Here is a 15,218-nt window from a genome sequence, read left to right on the forward strand (position 1 = left end):
CCCGGCATCTTCCGACAGCGCATACTCAGGCGTTGGGCCTGCGTGCCCGCTGATCTTTGCCTATGCTGCTGCCTACCAACAAGGAACCAAAGTGACGAGGGACACCGCCATGTTCTACGTGCAACGCAATGCCGCCGGTGAGTTGCTGCGTGTAGAGGCAGCCGCTTTTGATGCGTTCACCGAGATGCTCCCCGCCGACCACGCCGATATTCAGGAATGGTTTGCCGATGATGTCGTGGAAAACAGCCTCAATCAGCTCAAGCAAAGTGACCTGGACATGATCCGCGTACTTGAAGACCTGATCGATGTGCTGACTGCCAAAGGGGTATTCAAGATCACTGACCTGCCGCCGGGGGCACAGGCCAAGCTGCTGAACCGCGCTACCGCGCGCAAGGCCCTCAGCAGCCTGAATAACCTGATCGACGAAGATGAGCAGGGCGGGTTGATCTGAGGCTATGACGCCTCGGTTGCGATGCTATTGATATTCCTTAACGGTATTTAAAATATCTTGTTTATGACTTTATAGTTGCTTCCACTGCGTACCCGTCGACCAATCGATGCGCCGCACGACTTGAACCCACACGGGAAATCCCCGTGCGTTTCTGATCGTTGCGCGAATTGAAGTCGCGCACTGCGTGGGAGTGAATAATGTCAGCCGCCTCGAACGCATTGTCGATCATCGACAGCGCCCAGCCGCAACCCTTCGAAATCCGCCCGTTCGCCGGAGCCACCGGTGCCGAAATCATCGGCCTGGATCTGGCCAGGCCTGTCAACGCCGAGGATTTCAGCCGAATCCGTCGTGCCCACCTCGATCATCATGTGCTGGTGTTCCGCGACCAGCGCATCAGCCCGGAACAGCAAATAGCCTTCAGCCGACGTTTCGGCGAATTGCAGATCCACGTGCTCAAGCAGTTCCTGCTTGCTGGCCACCCCGAGATCCTGATCGTTTCCAACATCATCGAAAACGGCCAGCACATCGGTCTGGGTGACGCCGGCAAGTTCTGGCACTCGGACCTGTCATACAAGGAACTGCCTAGCCTGGGTTCCATGCTGCATGCGCAGGAGTTGCCCAGCGAAGGTGGCGACACCCTGTTTGCCGACATGCATAAAGCCTGGGACGCCGTGCCTGACGCCCTGCGCAAAGTGGTCGAAGGCCGCAGTGCCGCTCACTCGTACACTGCCCGCTACGCAGAAACCAAGTTTGAGGGCAACTGGCGCCCGACCTTGACTGCCGAGCAGCTGGCTCAGGTGAAGGAGGTCATCCACCCGGTGGTGCGTACCCACCCGGAAAACGGCCGTAGGGCGCTGTTTGTCAGCGAAGGCTTCACCACTCGCATTGTTGGCCTGCCAGACGACGAAAGCCGCGACGTGTTGCAACAGCTGTACGCCCTGAGCGTACTGGAGCAGAACCTCTATCGCCACCAGTGGCAGCCCCATGATCTGGTGTTCTGGGACAACCGCTCGCTGATCCACCTGGCTACCGGTTGCCCCTCCCACCTGCGGCGCAAGCTCTACCGCACCACTATCCAGGGCGATGCCCCTTTCTGAAGACTGAGGAAACCATCATGCGCAAACCCATCAGCCGCCTGGCGGCAAGTATCGGCTTGGGCGTTAGCCTGGTCGCCAGCAGTCTGGCAGCCCCTGCCGTGGCACGAGCAGAAGGCAAGATCCGCATAGCCGAGCAGTTTGGCATCGTCTACTTGCTACTTAACGTGGTACGCGACCAGCACCTGATCGAGAAGCACGGTAAAGAGCAGGGCATCGACATCGAAGTCGACTGGGCCCAACTGTCGGGTGGTTCGGCCATCAATGACGCTTTGCTGTCTGGCTCGGTGGACATCGCCGGCGCTGGCGTCGGCCCGCTGCTGACCGTCTGGGACCGCACCAAGGGTCGGCAGAACGTCAAGGCCGTGGCTTCGCTGGGCAACTTCCCGTATTACCTGGTCAGCAGCAACCCCAATGTGAAGACTATTGCCGACATCTCCGACAAGGACCGCATCGCGGTGCCGGCGGTAGGCGTTTCGGTGCAGTCGCGCTTCCTGCAGTACGCCGCTGCCCAACAGTGGGGCGACAAGGAATACAACCGGCTCGACAAGTTTACCTTGGCGGTACCGCACCCAGACGCCACTGCCGCGTTGCTGGCCGGCGGCACCGAACTGAACGGGCACTTCTCCAATCCGCCGTTCCAAGATCAGGTACTGGCCAACAAGAACGTGCACGTGGTGCTCAACAGCTATGACCTGCTCGGCCCCAACTCGCCGACGTTGCTGTTTGCCACCGAAAAATTCCGCAAGGACAACCCAAAAACCTACAAGGCCTTTGTCGACGCCCTGGCCGAAGCGGCAGACTTCGCCCAGAACGATAAGGCAGCCGCTGCCGATACCTACATCCGCGTGACCAAGGCCAAGATCGACCGCGACGCGCTGATCAAGCTGATCGACAACCCGCAATACGAGTTCACAATCACGCCAAAGAATACCTACAAGCTGGCCGATTTCCTGTATCGGGTCGGCGCCATCAAGCACAAGCCCGAATCGTGGAAGGACTATTTCTTCCAGGATGAACGCCCGTTGCAGGGGAGCTGAGCGATCATGACCGCCCCTTTGCCAGGCCACGCGGCCAGCAACCTGAGCCGTGTCGCCACACCGCCTTTGCTCAAGGTGGACAACCTCAGCCTCGAATACCGCACCGCGCAGCGCGTGGTGCGCGCTACTCACCAAGTCAGCTTCGAAGTCGACCTTGCCGACCGTTTTGTGTTGCTCGGGCCGTCCGGTTGCGGCAAGTCCACCTTGCTCAAGGCAGTAGCCGGGTTCATTGCGCCCGAGGAAGGGCAGATGCTGTTGCAGGGCCAGGCGATCCGCGGCCCAGGGCCTGACCGTATTGTGGTGTTCCAGGAGTTCGACCAGCTGCCACCGTGGAAAACGGTCAAGCAGAATGTCATGTTCCCGCTACTGGTGTCGGGCCAGCTAACACGTGCCGAGGCCCAGGAGCGAGCGCTGCATTACCTGGACAAGGTCGGCCTGGAGGCTTTCGCCGATGCCTACCCACACACTTTGTCGGGCGGCATGAAAGCTCGCGTAGCGATTGCTCGCGCCTTGGCCACGCAGCCGAAGATCCTGCTGATGGACGAGCCGTTTGCTGCTCTGGACGCCCTGACCCGGCGAAAGATGCAGGAAGAATTGCTGTCGTTATGGGAGGAAGTCCGCTTCACCTTGCTGTTCGTGACCCACTCCATCGAAGAAGCACTGGTGGTCGGCAACCGCATCCTGTTGCTGTCGCCCCACCCAGGGCGGGTGCGTGCTGAGGTGCACAGCCATCAGTATGACCTGGGCAGCTTGGGCGGGAGTGACTTCCAGGCCAGTGCCCGGCGCATTCACCGCTTGCTGTTCGACGAGGCGGATACGCCCGAGCCGCATGAAGGTCTTGGCTTCAACGATATTCGCGTTGCTTACTGAAGGAGTCTCAGCCATGACCACTACCCCTTTACGCCGGGAATATGAAGTGCAACTGCAGCCCCTGCTCAGTGTGCCTGTGGAGCGGCAATTACCCTTGGCCCAGCGCCTGTGGCAGCAGCGCTGGCTGCGCAAGGCGGCACTTCTGTTGGTTATCGCCGTACTCTGGGAGGCGGTCGCCCGCTATCAGAGCAATGACTTGCTGCTGCCCGGCTTCTTGCAAACCGCCGTGGCCCTCTGGGACGGCCTGGTCAGTGGCGAGCTGCTGGCCAAGGTCGGGGTTTCGCTGGTAATCCTGATCAAAGGGTATGTGCTGGGTATCGTCCTTGCCTTCGGCCTGACCAGTCTGGCCGTTTCGACCCAATTGGGGCGTGACTTGCTGGGCACGCTGACCTCGATGTTCAACCCACTGCCGGCCATCGCGCTGTTGCCACTGGCCTTGCTGTGGTTCGGCCTGGGTGATAACAGCTTGATCTTCGTGCTGGTGCATTCGGTGCTCTGGGCGCTGGCGCTCAACACCTACGCTGGGTTCCTCGGCGTGTCCGAGACCCTGCGCATGGCAGGCCGCAACTATGGCCTGAAAGGTCTGCGGCTAGTGCTGTACATCCTGGTGCCGGCGGCCTTGCCATCGATCCTGTCGGGTTTGAAGATCGGTTGGGCATTTGCCTGGCGCACCCTGATCGCTGCTGAGCTGGTGTTCGGGGCCAGCAGTGGCAAAGGCGGGCTTGGCTGGTACATCTTTCAGAATCGCAACGAGCTGTATACCGACAAGGTGTTTGCCGGGTTGGCGGTGGTGATCCTGATTGGTCTGCTGGTAGAAGGACTGGTGTTCAATACCCTTGAGCGGCTGACCGTGCGGCGCTGGGGGATGCAGCGCTGACCTGTACCGGCCCGGACGCCGGCAAGCCAGCGCCTAAGGTCGGCGACAATCTTGCTTGCGGCGTTTGGCGTGCCCGAGCTGGCTTGACGGGGATAGGGGCAGTACAGGCTACAGCTTCTGGTACTGCGCAGCCGCATTGCTCAGGGTTTTGCCAATCTCCTCGCGTAACCCCGTCGGCTGCTCCACCACCACCCCATCACCCTGGCTCAACAGCCACCAGCGCAGCGGCCAGCCATCGCTGACCGTGGCTCGCAGCCGGTGCCCATGCTCCAGCGCCGTCAGCTGCATGTCGCTGCTCAGCGGCGCTTCGCGCAACTGCCGCGCCAATGCATCCCTGATCCACGCCACCAACTCCACGCCCTCCCCCTGGGCCGGTTGCAATGCATCGCCGCGCAAGTGGCTCAACAAGTCGAAATTACCGCGCAGTTCGCCCACGGCACTGGCCGCCCAGTGCCAGCCGAACGGTATGCTCTTGTCATTGCGCTCCAGCGGAAAAATCAACGAAAGCTCATTCAGGTCGCGTTCAACGGTACGCTTGCTGACAGTGAAGCCCACGTCGCGCAGGCGCCACACCAGCTCGGCGCTGGTAATGCCCGGGGAGCGACTGGGTAGCTGACGCAGCAGCGCCCATTGACGGCTGAGGGTGGCGCGAGTGGTGGCGAACGGCAAAAGATAACGTCCTTGTCTAGGCTTGCCGTCATAGCATGGCGGCAGGCGAGGGGCATGGCAATTGGCCACGACCTGCTCAGATCAAGTAAGTCGCATTTGGTTGCCTGGTGCCGAATCGTTCGCGACAGGTTTTGACGTGACATCACGCAGAATCACGCCTCATCACAGCCGAAGGTTGGGGTTGTGCGTCGTTCAATGAGGATGAACATGTCTGCTGCCAGCAATATCCATTCGCTGCTTGCCCGCCTTTTGCCCGAACGGGTCATCGCCGCCCCGGCACCGGCCGGCAGGCGGCATCGGTTGTTCGCCGGGGTAGGCTTGCCCAGCCAGCGCTCGCTGCTGATCAACCGCCTGGACGAAGCCAGTGACCTGCAGGCGGTTTACGCCGACCTGCGCCGCCAGGCATTGCAAGGTAGCGTAGCGGCACTCAACGACCTCGGCTGGATCTGGCTCAACGGCAAGTATTGGCGCGCTGACACCGTGTTGGCCGGGCACCTGTTGCGCATGGCGGCACTGCAGGGCAATGCTGCTGCGTGGTTCAACCTGGGGCAGCAGCATTACTTCGGCAAGGGTATCGACCCCTCCTATGCCCAGGCGGCGGATTGCTACCGGCAGGCCTTCGAGCGCGGCATGCTGCATGCCGCGGCGGCCCTGGGTGACCTGTATGAAGAAGAAGTGTGCGATGGCGAGCAGCAATGGCAGGTAGACCTGGTGCAGGCCTACCAGTGGTTCATGCGCGGGGCCGAGCGTGGCGAAGCGCGTTGCCGCTTCGAGGTGGGTTATCGCTTGATGCACGGGTTGTACGTGGAACCCGACATCAAGGCTGCATCGTACTGGCTGGAACTGGCGGCAGCCGCAGGGGTGGTACAGGCGGCCGAAGAGCTGGCGGTGCATTTCAGCAGCCGTGACAGCGTGCGCTACCTGCAGTGGCGCGACCGCGCCTTGCAGATGGGCAGCACACTCGCCCTGACCATGAAGCTGGAAGACCAGATACACCCCTGATTCCCCCGCTCGCACAGGCGACCACAGGCTGCAGTATGTGTGCAATACCTGTGGGAGCCGGCTTGCCGGCTATAGGGCCAGCACAGGCAATACACCCTCCAGCATGCACAACCATTCATCCATACCCCTCGTCACCCGCTGTTGACGACAGGGGGAGGTACGAGCGTATATTGATAGTTAGCAAACTATGAATATACCTGGATACTGTTCATGTCCCTTGATCTCCTGCGCCTGCAGGTCAGCAGTGGCATGGTAGTTGCGGCTCGCCATTGGCGGCGCATCTGCCATTGCGCGTTGACCAGTTACGGCATCTCCGAGGCCTGCGCTGCGCCGCTGCTGATGATCGTGCGCCTCGGCGACGGTGTGCATCAGGTAGCGGTGGCCCAGGCAGCCGGCCTGGAAAGCCCGTCACTGGTACGCCTGCTCGACCAACTGTGCAAGGCCGGCCTGGTCTGCCGCAGTGAAGACCCCCTCGACCGTCGCGCCAAGGCCCTGAGCCTCACCGCAGAAGGCCGCCGCTTGGCCGAAGCTATCGAAGCCGAACTGGTGCGCGTGCGCAGGGATGTGCTGCAAGGCATCGATCAGGCTGACCTGGAAGCCGCCTTGCGCGTGCTGCGCGCCTTCGAGGCTGCCGGCCTGGGCGGTGCAGGCGGGGTGGCATGAACGGCTTCTTCAGCTCGGTCCCCCCGGCGCGGGACTGGTTCTACGGTGTGCGCACCTTCGCGGCCTCGATGATCGCCCTGTACATTGCCCTGCTCATGCAGTTGCCGCGGCCCTACTGGGCCATGGCCACGGTGTACATCGTTTCCAGCCCCTTCGTTGGCCCAACCAGCTCCAAGGCGCTGTACCGTGCCGTGGGCACCTTGCTCGGTGCCGGGGGGGCGGTCCTCCTGGTGCCACCGCTGGTACAGTCGCCGTTGCTGCTGAGCATTGCCATCGCCCTGTGGACCGGCACCCTGCTGTTCCTTTCGCTGAACCTGCGCACGGCCAACAACTACATGCTGATGCTGGCCGGCTACACCTTGCCGATGATCGCACTGGCGGTTGTGGATAACCCCCTGGCGGTGTTTGAGGTCGCGTCTTCCCGCGCCCAGGAAATCTGCCTGGGGATTGTCTGCGCAGCCGTCGTTGGCGCCATTTTCTGGCCTCGCCGGCTGGCCCCAGTGGTGGTCGGCGCCACCGGCAACTGGTTTACCGAGGCCCTTAACTACAGCGATACCTACCTGGCCCGCGCTGGCAGCACCGCCAAGGTCGGCGGCATGCGCGGGGCGATGGTCACCACCTTCAACTCGCTGGAGCTGATGATCGGCCAGCTCGGCCACGAAGGGGCTGGCCCGCACACCCTGAAAAACGCCCGTGAACTGCGTGGGCGGATGATTCACCTGCTGCCGGTCATCGATGCGCTCGATGATGCGCTGGTTGCACTGGAGGGCCGCGCCCCGGCTCAGTTCGCCCAGTTGCAGCCTGTGCTCGCCAGCGCTCGCGAATGGCTGCAAGGGACTGCCGCCAGCGCTTCTGTCGCCCGCTGGGCTGCGCTGCACGAGCAGATCGAGCGCCTGCAGCCCGCTGCCGCCATGCTCGACCAGCGCGCCGAGCTGCTGTTATCCAACGCCCTGTACCGGCTGACCGAATGGGCCGACCTGTGGCAGGACTGCTGCACCTTGCAACATGCCCTGCGCACCGACGATGCCACGCCCTGGCGGGCCGTGTACCGGCACTGGCGCCTGGGCCGCCTGACACCGTTCTTCGACCGTGGCCTGATGCTGTACTCGGTGGCCACCACGGTGCTGGCGATCATCGTCGCTTGTGGCCTGTGGATTGGCCTGGGCTGGAACGACGGCGCCAGCGCGGTAATTCTCGCGGCCGTGTCGTGCAGTTTCTTCGCGGCCATGGACGACCCGGCACCGCAGATCTACCGGTTCTTCTTCTGGACCTTGCTGTCGGTGATCTTCTCCAGCCTGTACCTGTTCCTGGTGCTGCCCAACCTGCACGACTTCCCGATGCTGGTGCTGGCCTTTGCTGTGCCGTTCATCTGCGTCGGCACCCTGACCGTGCAACCGCGTTTTTACCTGGGCACGTTGCTGACCATCGTCAACACCTCGACTTTCATCAGCATCCAGGGCGCCTATGATGCCGACTTCTTCACCTTCCTGAATTCCAACCTGGCCGGCCCTGTCGGCCTGCTGTTCGCCTTCATCTGGACGTTGGTCATGCGCCCCTTTGGGGTAGAGCTGGCTGCCAAGCGCATGACCCGCTTCGCCTGGCGCGACATTGTCGAAATGACCGTGCCGGCGACCCTGGCCGAACACCGCAAGCTTGGCGTGCAGATGCTCGACCGCTTGATGCAGCACCTGCCGCGCCTCTCGCAAACGGGCCAGGACAGCGGTGTAGCACTGCGTGACCTGCGTGTTGGGTTGAACCTGCTCGACTTGCTGGCCTACCTGCCGCGCGCTGGTCAGCAGGCCCGTGAGCGGCTCAATACCGTGGTTGACGAAGTGGGTGCGCACTACGCCGCCTGCCTGCACGCTGGCCAGCGCCTGCATGCGCCGGCTGCGCTGCTGCGCAACATGGAGCGGGCGCGGCTGGCGCTGAACCTGGATGAACTGTACGAGCGTGGCGATGCCCGCACCCACCTGCTGCATGCGCTGAGCGGCCTGCGCCTTGCCCTGCTGCCAGGTGTGGAGGTGATGCTCGAACCCGCCGAACAACTGCAACTGCCTGCCGGCCTCGACGGAGCGCCCCTGTGATTGGTGAACTGGATATCAGCGGGGTGTTCCTGCCCACGCTGTTGGTGATGATGCTTGGCACCTACCTGCTGTTCCTTGGGTTGCACGCGGTGCTGGTGCGCATGCATTTCTACCGCCTGGTCTGGCACCGGGCGTTGTTCAACGTTGCCCTGTATGCCGTGCTGCTTGGCGCGGTGGACCACTTTTGCCGAAACCTGATGCTGCCATGAAAAAACCTTTGCTGACCCTGGGCCGTGTGGTCCTGACCTTGCTGGTAGTGACCTTCGCCGCCGTGCTCGTATGGCAGATGGTCGTCTACTACATGTTTGCGCCCTGGACGCGCGACGGCCATATCCGCGCCGACGTGATCCAGATCGCCCCCGATGTGTCGGGCTTGATCCAGAAAGTCGAGGTGCACGACAACCAGACAGTCAAGCGCGGCGACGTGCTGTTCACCATCGACCAGGACCGCTTCACCCTGGCCCTGCGCCAGGCCAAGGCCACCCTCGGCGAGCGCCAGGAAACCCTGGCCCAGGCCTCCCGCGAAGCACAGCGCAACCGCAAGCTGGGCAACCTGGTGGCGGCCGAGCAACTGGAGGAAAGCCAGTCCCGCGTGGCCCGCGCCCGCTCGGCCGTCAGCGAGGCACAGGTGGCAGTCGATACCGCCCAGCTCAACCTCGACCGCTCGGTGGTACGCAGCCCGGTGGACGGTTACCTGAACGACCGTGCGCCGCGTAACCACGAATTCGTCACCGCCGGCCGCCCGGTGCTGTCGGTGGTCGACAGTGCCTCGTACCACGTCGACGGTTACTTCGAAGAAACCAAGCTTGGCGGCATCCACCTCGGCGATGCCGTGGATATCCGCGTGATGGGCGACAACACCCGCCTGCGCGGCCATGTGCAGAGCTTTGCCGCCGGCATCGAAGACCGCGACCGCAGCAGCGGCGCCAACCTGCTGCCCAACGTCAACCCGGCGTTCAGCTGGGTGCGCCTGGCCCAGCGTATTCCAGTGCGCATTGCGTTTGATGAAGTGCCAGAGGAATTCCGCATGATCGCCGGGCGTACCGCCACGGTGTCGATCATCGAGGGCCAGCATCCATGAAACAGCTCATCCTGGCTGGCCTGTGCCTGTCGCTGGGGGCCTGCATGATGGTCGGCCCCGACTATGAGGTGCCGAAGGACGCGGCGGTGCAACGCAGCGACCTCAATGGCCCGCTGCGCCAGGATGCCGACAGCGTGGTTTCGGCGCCGGTGCCCGAGGACTGGTGGCAGCTGTATCAGGATCAACGGCTGAACGAGCTGGTGCGCCAGGCCCTGAGTGCCAATACCGAGCTGCGCGTAGCCGCGGCCAACATCGCCAAGGCCCGCGCCCAGGTCGAAGTGGCCGAGTCGCAAGGTGGCTTCAACGGCGGCGTCAAACTGGGTGCCCAGCGCTTGCAGGAGTCTGGCGAAGCTTTCCTGCAACCTGAGAAGGTGCCGGTGGCCAACATTGGCGAGGCCATCATCAGCGCTTCGTATCAGTTCGACCTGTGGGGCACGTTCAAGCGTGGTACCGAGGCTGCAAAGGCCAATGCAGACGCGGTGCAGGCTGCTGCCGATACCGCCCGCATCACCTTGGTGGCCGACGTGGTCAAGGCGTATACCCAAGTGTGCTCGGCCAACGAGGAATACCACATCGCCCGCCAGTCGCTCGACTTGCAGGAGCAAAGCGTAAAGCTTAACCAGCGCTTGCGTGATGCAGGTCGTGGCGATGAAACCCAGGTCACCCGCTCGCAGACCCAGTTCAAGTCCTTGCGCGCCGAACTGCCGCGCTTCAAGGCCGAGCGTGAAACCGGCCTGTACACCTTGGCTGCGTTATTGGCCAAACCGGTAGACCAGTTGCCCGCCGGAACCGCCGATTGTGCCGAGCTGCCGCACCTGAACCAGTTGGTGCCGGTGGGCGACGGTGCTGCGTTGCTCAAACGCCGGCCTGATGTGCGCCAGGCCGAACGCCAGCTGGCCGCAGCAACTGCCTCTATCGGGGTTGCTACCGGCGCGCTGTACCCGGACATCAGCATCGGTGCCCAGGTGGGCACGATTGGTATTCTGGAAAACCTTGGTGAGCCGTCGACCAACCGCTGGGGTTTCGGCCCGCAGATCAGCTGGAGCATCCCCACCAACGGCACACGCGCCCGCATCCGCATGGCCGAAGCCTCTACGCAAGCAGCCTTGGCGAATTTCGACGGTGTGGTGCTGAACGCCATCCGCGAGACCCAGACTCGCCTGGCGCAGTACAGTGCCCTGCTGGACCGGCGTGACGCACTGGCCGAGGCAGAGAAGTCGGCCAAGGATGCGGCTGACCAGACGCACCGGTACTACCAGGCCGGGCGTGAGTCGTTCCTGGCGGACTTGCAGGCGACCCGCACCTATACTGACATGCGCGCGCAACTTGCAGCGGCCGATAGCCAAGTGGCGTTGGGGCAAATTGGTGTGTTCCTCGCCCTCGGTGGTGGCTGGAAGGACACCTTAAAGCCTTGAGGCCCAATCGCCGGCAAGCCAGCTCCCACAGGGAAAGCGCCAGCCCTGAAGGTTGTGCAGTACCTGTGGGAGATTCTATGGTTCCTGGCAAGGGTAGCCGGAGCATCTTCAGCGCCTGTGAGATCGAGCGCCGCCCGCGCGGCGCAATCGCGAGCTGCGCTCGCTCCTACGTTTGTTTCGGGCCAGTAACGCCTGTGACAGGCGCGCGCGGCCGCCTTGTTTGTACGGCGCGATATTGAGGCATGCACCAAGGCGTTCGCGCGCGAATCCCACAGGAATAATTGGCCCGAAACAAACGTAGGAGCGAGCGCAGCTCACGATTGCGCCGCGCGGGCGGCGCTCGCTCTAACAGGCGCTGCCATACCTTGTGGCAAACACCTGTCAGCCCTAAGGCGATCCCTGCGGGGCTTGCCTGCGATAGGGCCCCCGCAGGCAACATCTGGTCAGAGCCAAATCGCATCCCAATGCGGATAATCCCCAGCCCTCGCAACAAGACCCGCCCGCTTGGGGTTCATGACGATATATCGCGCCACATCCTGCACATCCTCCTCACGCCGCACGGCCCGGTCATGAAACCCCTTCTGCCAGAGCTGGCCGCTTCGCCCTCGATGCCTGTTGATCATCATGGTGCTACGGGACTTCACCCTGCGCATCAGCCGCTTCAGGCTGGCCGGCCCGAGCTCGACCAACCAGTGGAAATGGTCAGGCATCACCACCCAGGCAAGCGATCGGGCGCGACCTTCCTCTTCAGCCTGGCGGAACTCGGCCACCAGCAAGCGGGCTGAGCGAAAGTCATTGAAGATTGGGGCTCTTGCCAGGGTGGTGCTGGTAAGCAAATACAACCGACGGGTTTCCGAAAACCGGCCAAGCCGTAGCTGCTTTGAATGGGGACGATCCATGTTCCCTGCCTCTTGAATAGTGGCTCAACAGGCTAGTGGGTAAGGACCTACCCGCGGTGAATCATTTGGTACCCGGTGTTTCCTGTGGCATCGGTGCCTCCTTCATCGCCGGCAAGCCTGCCCCCAGATACCGTGCCATCCCGCGTGATCTTATTTGTACCAAGATTTTTCATGAAATCCGCCCAGCACCCTTGAGTGAAGCAAAGTGGAAGTGAACAATGTTCTCTTTCGCATTCCCTTCGAGACTGGCCATGAAAACCCGTTCCCGTCCGCTTACCTCGCTGCCGGCTTTATTGCTCGGCACGGTGCTGGCGCTGTGCAGCGCTGCGGCATTGGCCGAAGCCCCCGCCGAGGCTACCAAGGCCCTGCACCTGCTTGACTACATTGGTGCCGACTACCCGCCAACCGTGAGTGACGGCAAGGTGGTCGACAGCGGCGAATACGACGAGCAGCGCGAGTTCGGCGCGGTACTGGCCGAACTGGTCAAAGGCCTGCCTGCAAATGCCGAGCACGCGGCACTGGAGCAGGGCGTGCAAGCGCTGCGCCAGGCCATCGACCAGCGTCTGGACGGCCCAGCGGTATCCAGGCAGGCCCGGCAACTGGGCGCACGCCTTGCGGTGGCTTATGAGGTGAGCCAAGCCCCGATAATCACCCCGGACCCGGCCCGTGGTGCTGCCCTGTACGCACAAAACTGTGCCATCTGCCACGGTGAAAGCGGCGCGGGCGATGGCCCGGCAGGCGTCGGCCTGGAGCCCGCGCCGGCCAACCTGCGCGACGTCGCGCGCCTTGACCAGTTGAGCCTGTTCGACCTCTACAACACCCTTGCCCTGGGCATCGACGGCACCGAGATGCCGTCCTTTGCCGACCAGCTGGACGACCGCCAGCGCTGGGACTTGGCGGCCTACATCGCCAGCTTCACCGCCAAGCCGGAAGCCGGCAAAGGCGACAAAACCTGGAACATCGCCGACCTGGCCCGCCAGACCCCGGCCGAAATCGCCGCCCACGAAGGCGCCGCGGCCGTGGAAGCATTCCGCGCCCAGCGTGCCCAGCCGCCGCAGGTCAAGCGTGGCCCTGCGCAATTGCTCGAATACACCGCCAGTACGCTCGACAAAAGCCTGGCCGCTTACCGTACAGGCGACCGCGACCAGGCTTATGACCTGTCGGTTGCGGCCTATCTTGAGGGCTTCGAGCTGGTAGAAAGCTCGCTGGACAACATCGATACCCAGGCGCGCAAGGCCACTGAAAAGACGCTGATGGCCTACCGCCAATCCTTGCAGGATGGCCTGCCCGTGGGCCAAGTCGAGCAGCGCCTGGGCGAAGCCAAGGTCAAGCTTGAGCAAGCGGCAAAGCTGCTGGGTAGCGACGGCCTGAGCTGGTCGCTGAGTTATGTCTCAGGCCTGCTGATTCTGTTGCGTGAAGGCCTTGAGGCGATTCTGGTGCTGGCGGCGATCCTGGCGTTCCTGCGCAACACCGGCCAGCAGTCAGCGGTACGCAGCGTCAACATCGGCTGGGGCCTGGCGCTGGTCGCTGGCTTCGCTACCTGGGCGCTGGCGGCCTATGTGATCAATGTCGGTGGTGCCCAGCGTGAGTTGCTGGAGGGCTGCACGGCGCTGTTTGCGGCCGTGATGGTGCTGTGGCTTGGGGTATGGATGCACGACCGACGCCACGCCGCTGCGTGGACGGACTACATCAAGAACAGCCTGGTCAGTGGTGGCGGGCGCTTTGGCTTCGCGGTGCTGGCGTTCTTCTCGGTGTACCGCGAGTTGTTCGAAGTGATCCTGTTCTATGAAACCTTGTGGCTGCAGGCGGGCCCTGCCGGGCACCAGGCGGTGCTGGCAGGCGGCGCCACGGCGTTGGTGCTGCTGGTGGGCCTGGCTTGGGTGATATTGCGCGGTTCGGCCAAGCTGCCCCTGACGCTGTTCTTCAGCATCAATGCGGCACTGCTGTGCACGTTGTCAGTGGTGTTCGCCGGGCATGGCATAAAGGCGCTGCAAGAGGCTGGGGTATTGGGCACGCGGCCGGTGGCGTTCTTCGAGTTCGACTGGCTGGGGATTCATCCCGACGCCTACTCGCTGTCGGCGCAGGCGGTGGCGTTGCTGGCGATCATCTTGCTGTACGGGCGCTCGCGCTTGGCAGAGAAGCGCAGGGCAACTGCTAACTAAAACCCTGCGCCGTCCCCCTGTAGGAGCGGCCTTGTGTCGCGATCGGGCCGCAAAGCGGCCCCAGGATTTCGGCAGCGCTGCACAAATTGTCGGGGCCGCTCTGCGGCCCGATCGCGACACAAGGCCGCTCCTACACACTTGACCGCGAAGGGCACTCAGGCCGGCTGTGGCGCCTTGAGAATGTTCTGCAACAGCTGCACACTTTCAACCGCGTCATGACCCAGGCTGGTCAGGTAGCCGCCATCCGGTTGGTCGGTCAGCCCCTTTTCATGCAGGCGTTGCGCAGCGGCGACCAGGGCGGGGGATGCAGTGCTGGTTATCTTGATGCCTTCCTGGCTGCTGTCGTGCTTGAACAGCGCGAGTACTTCCATTTCATCGATAAGATCGGGGGTAAAAGGCATGGTAACTCCTGACTTCCAGACGAGGATTACGGCACTTTCTACGGTGCCTGATCTTCGAGTGTAGCCGGGTTATTCGTCCTCGCCTTGATCCATCTCAGGTGGCAGCTCGGGCAGCGCACGCAGGGCTTTTTCGTACCACTCGCCGTTGAACGCGCGGTCTTCTGCCAGCATGTTGTCAATCTCGTAGGCCAGCACATGGGCCATCACATTGAGAATGTCTTCACGTTCCCAACCAACCAGGGTCAGCTTGTTGAAAGTGGCCTTGGCCGCCGGCGGCTCGCCGCTTTCGATCTGGTTCTCGATGGCTTGGGTCAGCGTTGCCTCGGCGAAGGCTTCGTCGTCATTGTCGATGTCGGTGGGCTCGCTCATTGGCGGTACTCCTGTGGTGGGATGCACAGTGTGCCACGCCTGTAGCGGCAATGCCCGGTCATAGACGAGGTGCATGACGCTGGTCAGGAACAGGCTTACGGTCTATAAAAGCCGAGCCAAACCCCTTACGGCCCGGAGGCT

16 protein-coding genes are annotated in these 15,218 nt (G+C 62.8%); 12 read left to right on the top strand and 4 right to left on the bottom strand.

From position 1 onward, the window contains the following. Window positions 1–109 precede the first annotated feature (109 nt). The 5 genes from AACG97_RS01300 (at window position 110) to AACG97_RS01320 (ending at window position 4,332) form a co-directional block, all read left to right on the top strand. Window positions 110–451: a hypothetical protein gene (locus AACG97_RS01300; RefSeq protein ID WP_009682385.1), complete on the top strand. Its 342-nt coding sequence runs from the start codon at window positions 110–112 to the stop codon at window positions 449–451. A gap of 197 nt (window positions 452–648) precedes the next feature. Next, window positions 649–1,548 (top strand): TauD/TfdA dioxygenase family protein, encoded by a 900-nt coding sequence (locus AACG97_RS01305; protein ID WP_029885341.1) that lies wholly within the window; start codon window positions 649–651, stop codon window positions 1,546–1,548. Between the two features lie 17 nt (window positions 1,549–1,565). Then, window positions 1,566–2,585 carry an ABC transporter substrate-binding protein gene (locus AACG97_RS01310; protein WP_009682387.1) on the top strand — a complete coding sequence of 340 codons (1,020 nt, stop codon included), beginning with the start codon at window positions 1,566–1,568 and terminating at the stop codon, window positions 2,583–2,585. A 6-nt stretch (window positions 2,586–2,591) separates the two neighbouring features. Beyond that, the gene (locus tag AACG97_RS01315) at window positions 2,592–3,455 is read left to right on the top strand and encodes an ABC transporter ATP-binding protein (protein WP_197885656.1); all 864 of its coding nucleotides are present in this window, start codon (window positions 2,592–2,594) and stop codon (window positions 3,453–3,455) included. A gap of 13 nt (window positions 3,456–3,468) precedes the next feature. Then, complete coding sequence (locus tag AACG97_RS01320) at window positions 3,469–4,332, top strand: ABC transporter permease (RefSeq protein ID WP_197885657.1); 864 nt, start codon at window positions 3,469–3,471, stop codon at window positions 4,330–4,332. Window positions 4,333–4,440: 108 nt separating this feature from the next. On the opposite strand, the gene AACG97_RS01325 is transcribed toward AACG97_RS01320, so the two are convergent. Then, the gene (locus tag AACG97_RS01325) at window positions 4,441–5,001 is read right to left on the bottom strand and encodes a WYL domain-containing protein (RefSeq protein WP_009682390.1); all 561 of its coding nucleotides are present in this window, start codon (window positions 4,999–5,001) and stop codon (window positions 4,441–4,443) included. Window positions 5,002–5,208: 207 nt separating this feature from the next. Between AACG97_RS01325 and AACG97_RS01330 the strand changes: the two genes are divergently transcribed. The 6 genes from AACG97_RS01330 (at window position 5,209) to AACG97_RS01355 (ending at window position 11,246) form a co-directional block, all read left to right on the top strand. Beyond that, on the top strand, window positions 5,209–6,003 hold the full coding sequence (locus AACG97_RS01330; RefSeq protein ID WP_033690303.1) for a tetratricopeptide repeat protein: 795 nt from the start codon (window positions 5,209–5,211) through the stop codon (window positions 6,001–6,003). Window positions 6,004–6,213: 210 nt separating this feature from the next. After that, complete coding sequence (locus tag AACG97_RS01335) at window positions 6,214–6,666, top strand: MarR family winged helix-turn-helix transcriptional regulator (protein ID WP_029885345.1); 453 nt, start codon at window positions 6,214–6,216, stop codon at window positions 6,664–6,666. After that, a complete protein-coding gene (locus AACG97_RS01340; RefSeq protein WP_232554960.1) occupies window positions 6,663–8,750 on the top strand; it encodes an FUSC family protein in 2,088 nt (695 codons plus the stop codon). The genes AACG97_RS01335 and AACG97_RS01340 overlap by 4 nt, the downstream gene beginning before the upstream one ends. Beyond that, window positions 8,747–8,959 carry a DUF1656 domain-containing protein gene (locus AACG97_RS01345; RefSeq protein WP_009682394.1) on the top strand — a complete coding sequence of 71 codons (213 nt, stop codon included), beginning with the start codon at window positions 8,747–8,749 and terminating at the stop codon, window positions 8,957–8,959. Before AACG97_RS01340 ends, AACG97_RS01345 begins: the two co-directional genes overlap by 4 nt. Continuing rightward, complete coding sequence (locus AACG97_RS01350) at window positions 8,956–9,831, top strand: efflux RND transporter periplasmic adaptor subunit (protein ID WP_197885659.1); 876 nt, start codon at window positions 8,956–8,958, stop codon at window positions 9,829–9,831. The genes AACG97_RS01345 and AACG97_RS01350 overlap by 4 nt, the downstream gene beginning before the upstream one ends. Continuing rightward, window positions 9,828–11,246, top strand: coding sequence for an efflux transporter outer membrane subunit (locus AACG97_RS01355; protein WP_047149957.1), 1,419 nt, complete (start codon window positions 9,828–9,830; stop codon window positions 11,244–11,246). Before AACG97_RS01350 ends, AACG97_RS01355 begins: the two co-directional genes overlap by 4 nt. 443 nt (window positions 11,247–11,689) lie before the next feature. On the opposite strand, the gene AACG97_RS01360 is transcribed toward AACG97_RS01355, so the two are convergent. Beyond that, a complete protein-coding gene (locus tag AACG97_RS01360; RefSeq protein WP_144187348.1) occupies window positions 11,690–12,145 on the bottom strand; it encodes an REP-associated tyrosine transposase in 456 nt (151 codons plus the stop codon). Window positions 12,146–12,363: 218 nt separating this feature from the next. Between AACG97_RS01360 and AACG97_RS01365 the strand changes: the two genes are divergently transcribed. Further along, window positions 12,364–14,307, top strand: a complete 1,944-nt coding sequence (locus tag AACG97_RS01365; RefSeq protein ID WP_225786161.1) for a cytochrome c/FTR1 family iron permease — start codon at window positions 12,364–12,366, stop codon at window positions 14,305–14,307. A 155-nt stretch (window positions 14,308–14,462) separates the two neighbouring features. Here the strand turns inward: AACG97_RS01365 and AACG97_RS01370 are convergent, their stop codons facing one another. Then, window positions 14,463–14,708 carry a TIGR02647 family protein gene (locus AACG97_RS01370; RefSeq protein ID WP_009682190.1) on the bottom strand — a complete coding sequence of 82 codons (246 nt, stop codon included), beginning with the start codon at window positions 14,706–14,708 and terminating at the stop codon, window positions 14,463–14,465. Between the two features lie 69 nt (window positions 14,709–14,777). After that, window positions 14,778–15,077 carry a hypothetical protein gene (locus tag AACG97_RS01375; RefSeq protein WP_029887274.1) on the bottom strand — a complete coding sequence of 100 codons (300 nt, stop codon included), beginning with the start codon at window positions 15,075–15,077 and terminating at the stop codon, window positions 14,778–14,780. Window positions 15,078–15,218 lie beyond the last annotated feature (141 nt).

Origin of the sequence: Pseudomonas sp. Nvir, assembly GCF_963778085.1 — a bacterium.
Lineage (GTDB): Bacteria > Pseudomonadota > Gammaproteobacteria > Pseudomonadales > Pseudomonadaceae > Aquipseudomonas > Aquipseudomonas juntendi.

Excerpts from the sequence above, each read along its gene's own strand:
- AACG97_RS01300 (WP_009682385.1), top strand. The coding sequence starts at position 110 with ATGTTCTACGTGCAACGCAATGCCGCCGGTGAGTTGCTGCGTGTAGAG.
- AACG97_RS01310 (WP_009682387.1), top strand. The coding sequence starts at position 1,566 with ATGCGCAAACCCATCAGCCGCCTGGCGGCAAGTATCGGCTTGGGCGTT.
- AACG97_RS01360 (WP_144187348.1), bottom strand. The coding sequence starts at position 12,145 with ATGGATCGTCCCCATTCAAAGCAGCTACGGCTTGGCCGGTTTTCGGAA.
- AACG97_RS01370 (WP_009682190.1), bottom strand. The coding sequence starts at position 14,708 with ATGCCTTTTACCCCCGATCTTATCGATGAAATGGAAGTACTCGCGCTG.
- AACG97_RS01365 (WP_225786161.1), top strand. The coding sequence starts at position 12,364 with ATGTTCTCTTTCGCATTCCCTTCGAGACTGGCCATGAAAACCCGTTCC.
- AACG97_RS01340 (WP_232554960.1), top strand. The coding sequence starts at position 6,663 with ATGAACGGCTTCTTCAGCTCGGTCCCCCCGGCGCGGGACTGGTTCTAC.
- AACG97_RS01305 (WP_029885341.1), top strand. The coding sequence starts at position 649 with ATGTCAGCCGCCTCGAACGCATTGTCGATCATCGACAGCGCCCAGCCG.
- AACG97_RS01375 (WP_029887274.1), bottom strand. The coding sequence starts at position 15,077 with ATGAGCGAGCCCACCGACATCGACAATGACGACGAAGCCTTCGCCGAG.
- AACG97_RS01350 (WP_197885659.1), top strand. The coding sequence starts at position 8,956 with ATGAAAAAACCTTTGCTGACCCTGGGCCGTGTGGTCCTGACCTTGCTG.
- AACG97_RS01320 (WP_197885657.1), top strand. The coding sequence starts at position 3,469 with ATGACCACTACCCCTTTACGCCGGGAATATGAAGTGCAACTGCAGCCC.
- AACG97_RS01315 (WP_197885656.1), top strand. The coding sequence starts at position 2,592 with ATGACCGCCCCTTTGCCAGGCCACGCGGCCAGCAACCTGAGCCGTGTC.
- AACG97_RS01335 (WP_029885345.1), top strand. The coding sequence starts at position 6,214 with ATGTCCCTTGATCTCCTGCGCCTGCAGGTCAGCAGTGGCATGGTAGTT.
- AACG97_RS01355 (WP_047149957.1), top strand. The coding sequence starts at position 9,828 with ATGAAACAGCTCATCCTGGCTGGCCTGTGCCTGTCGCTGGGGGCCTGC.
- AACG97_RS01330 (WP_033690303.1), top strand. The coding sequence starts at position 5,209 with ATGTCTGCTGCCAGCAATATCCATTCGCTGCTTGCCCGCCTTTTGCCC.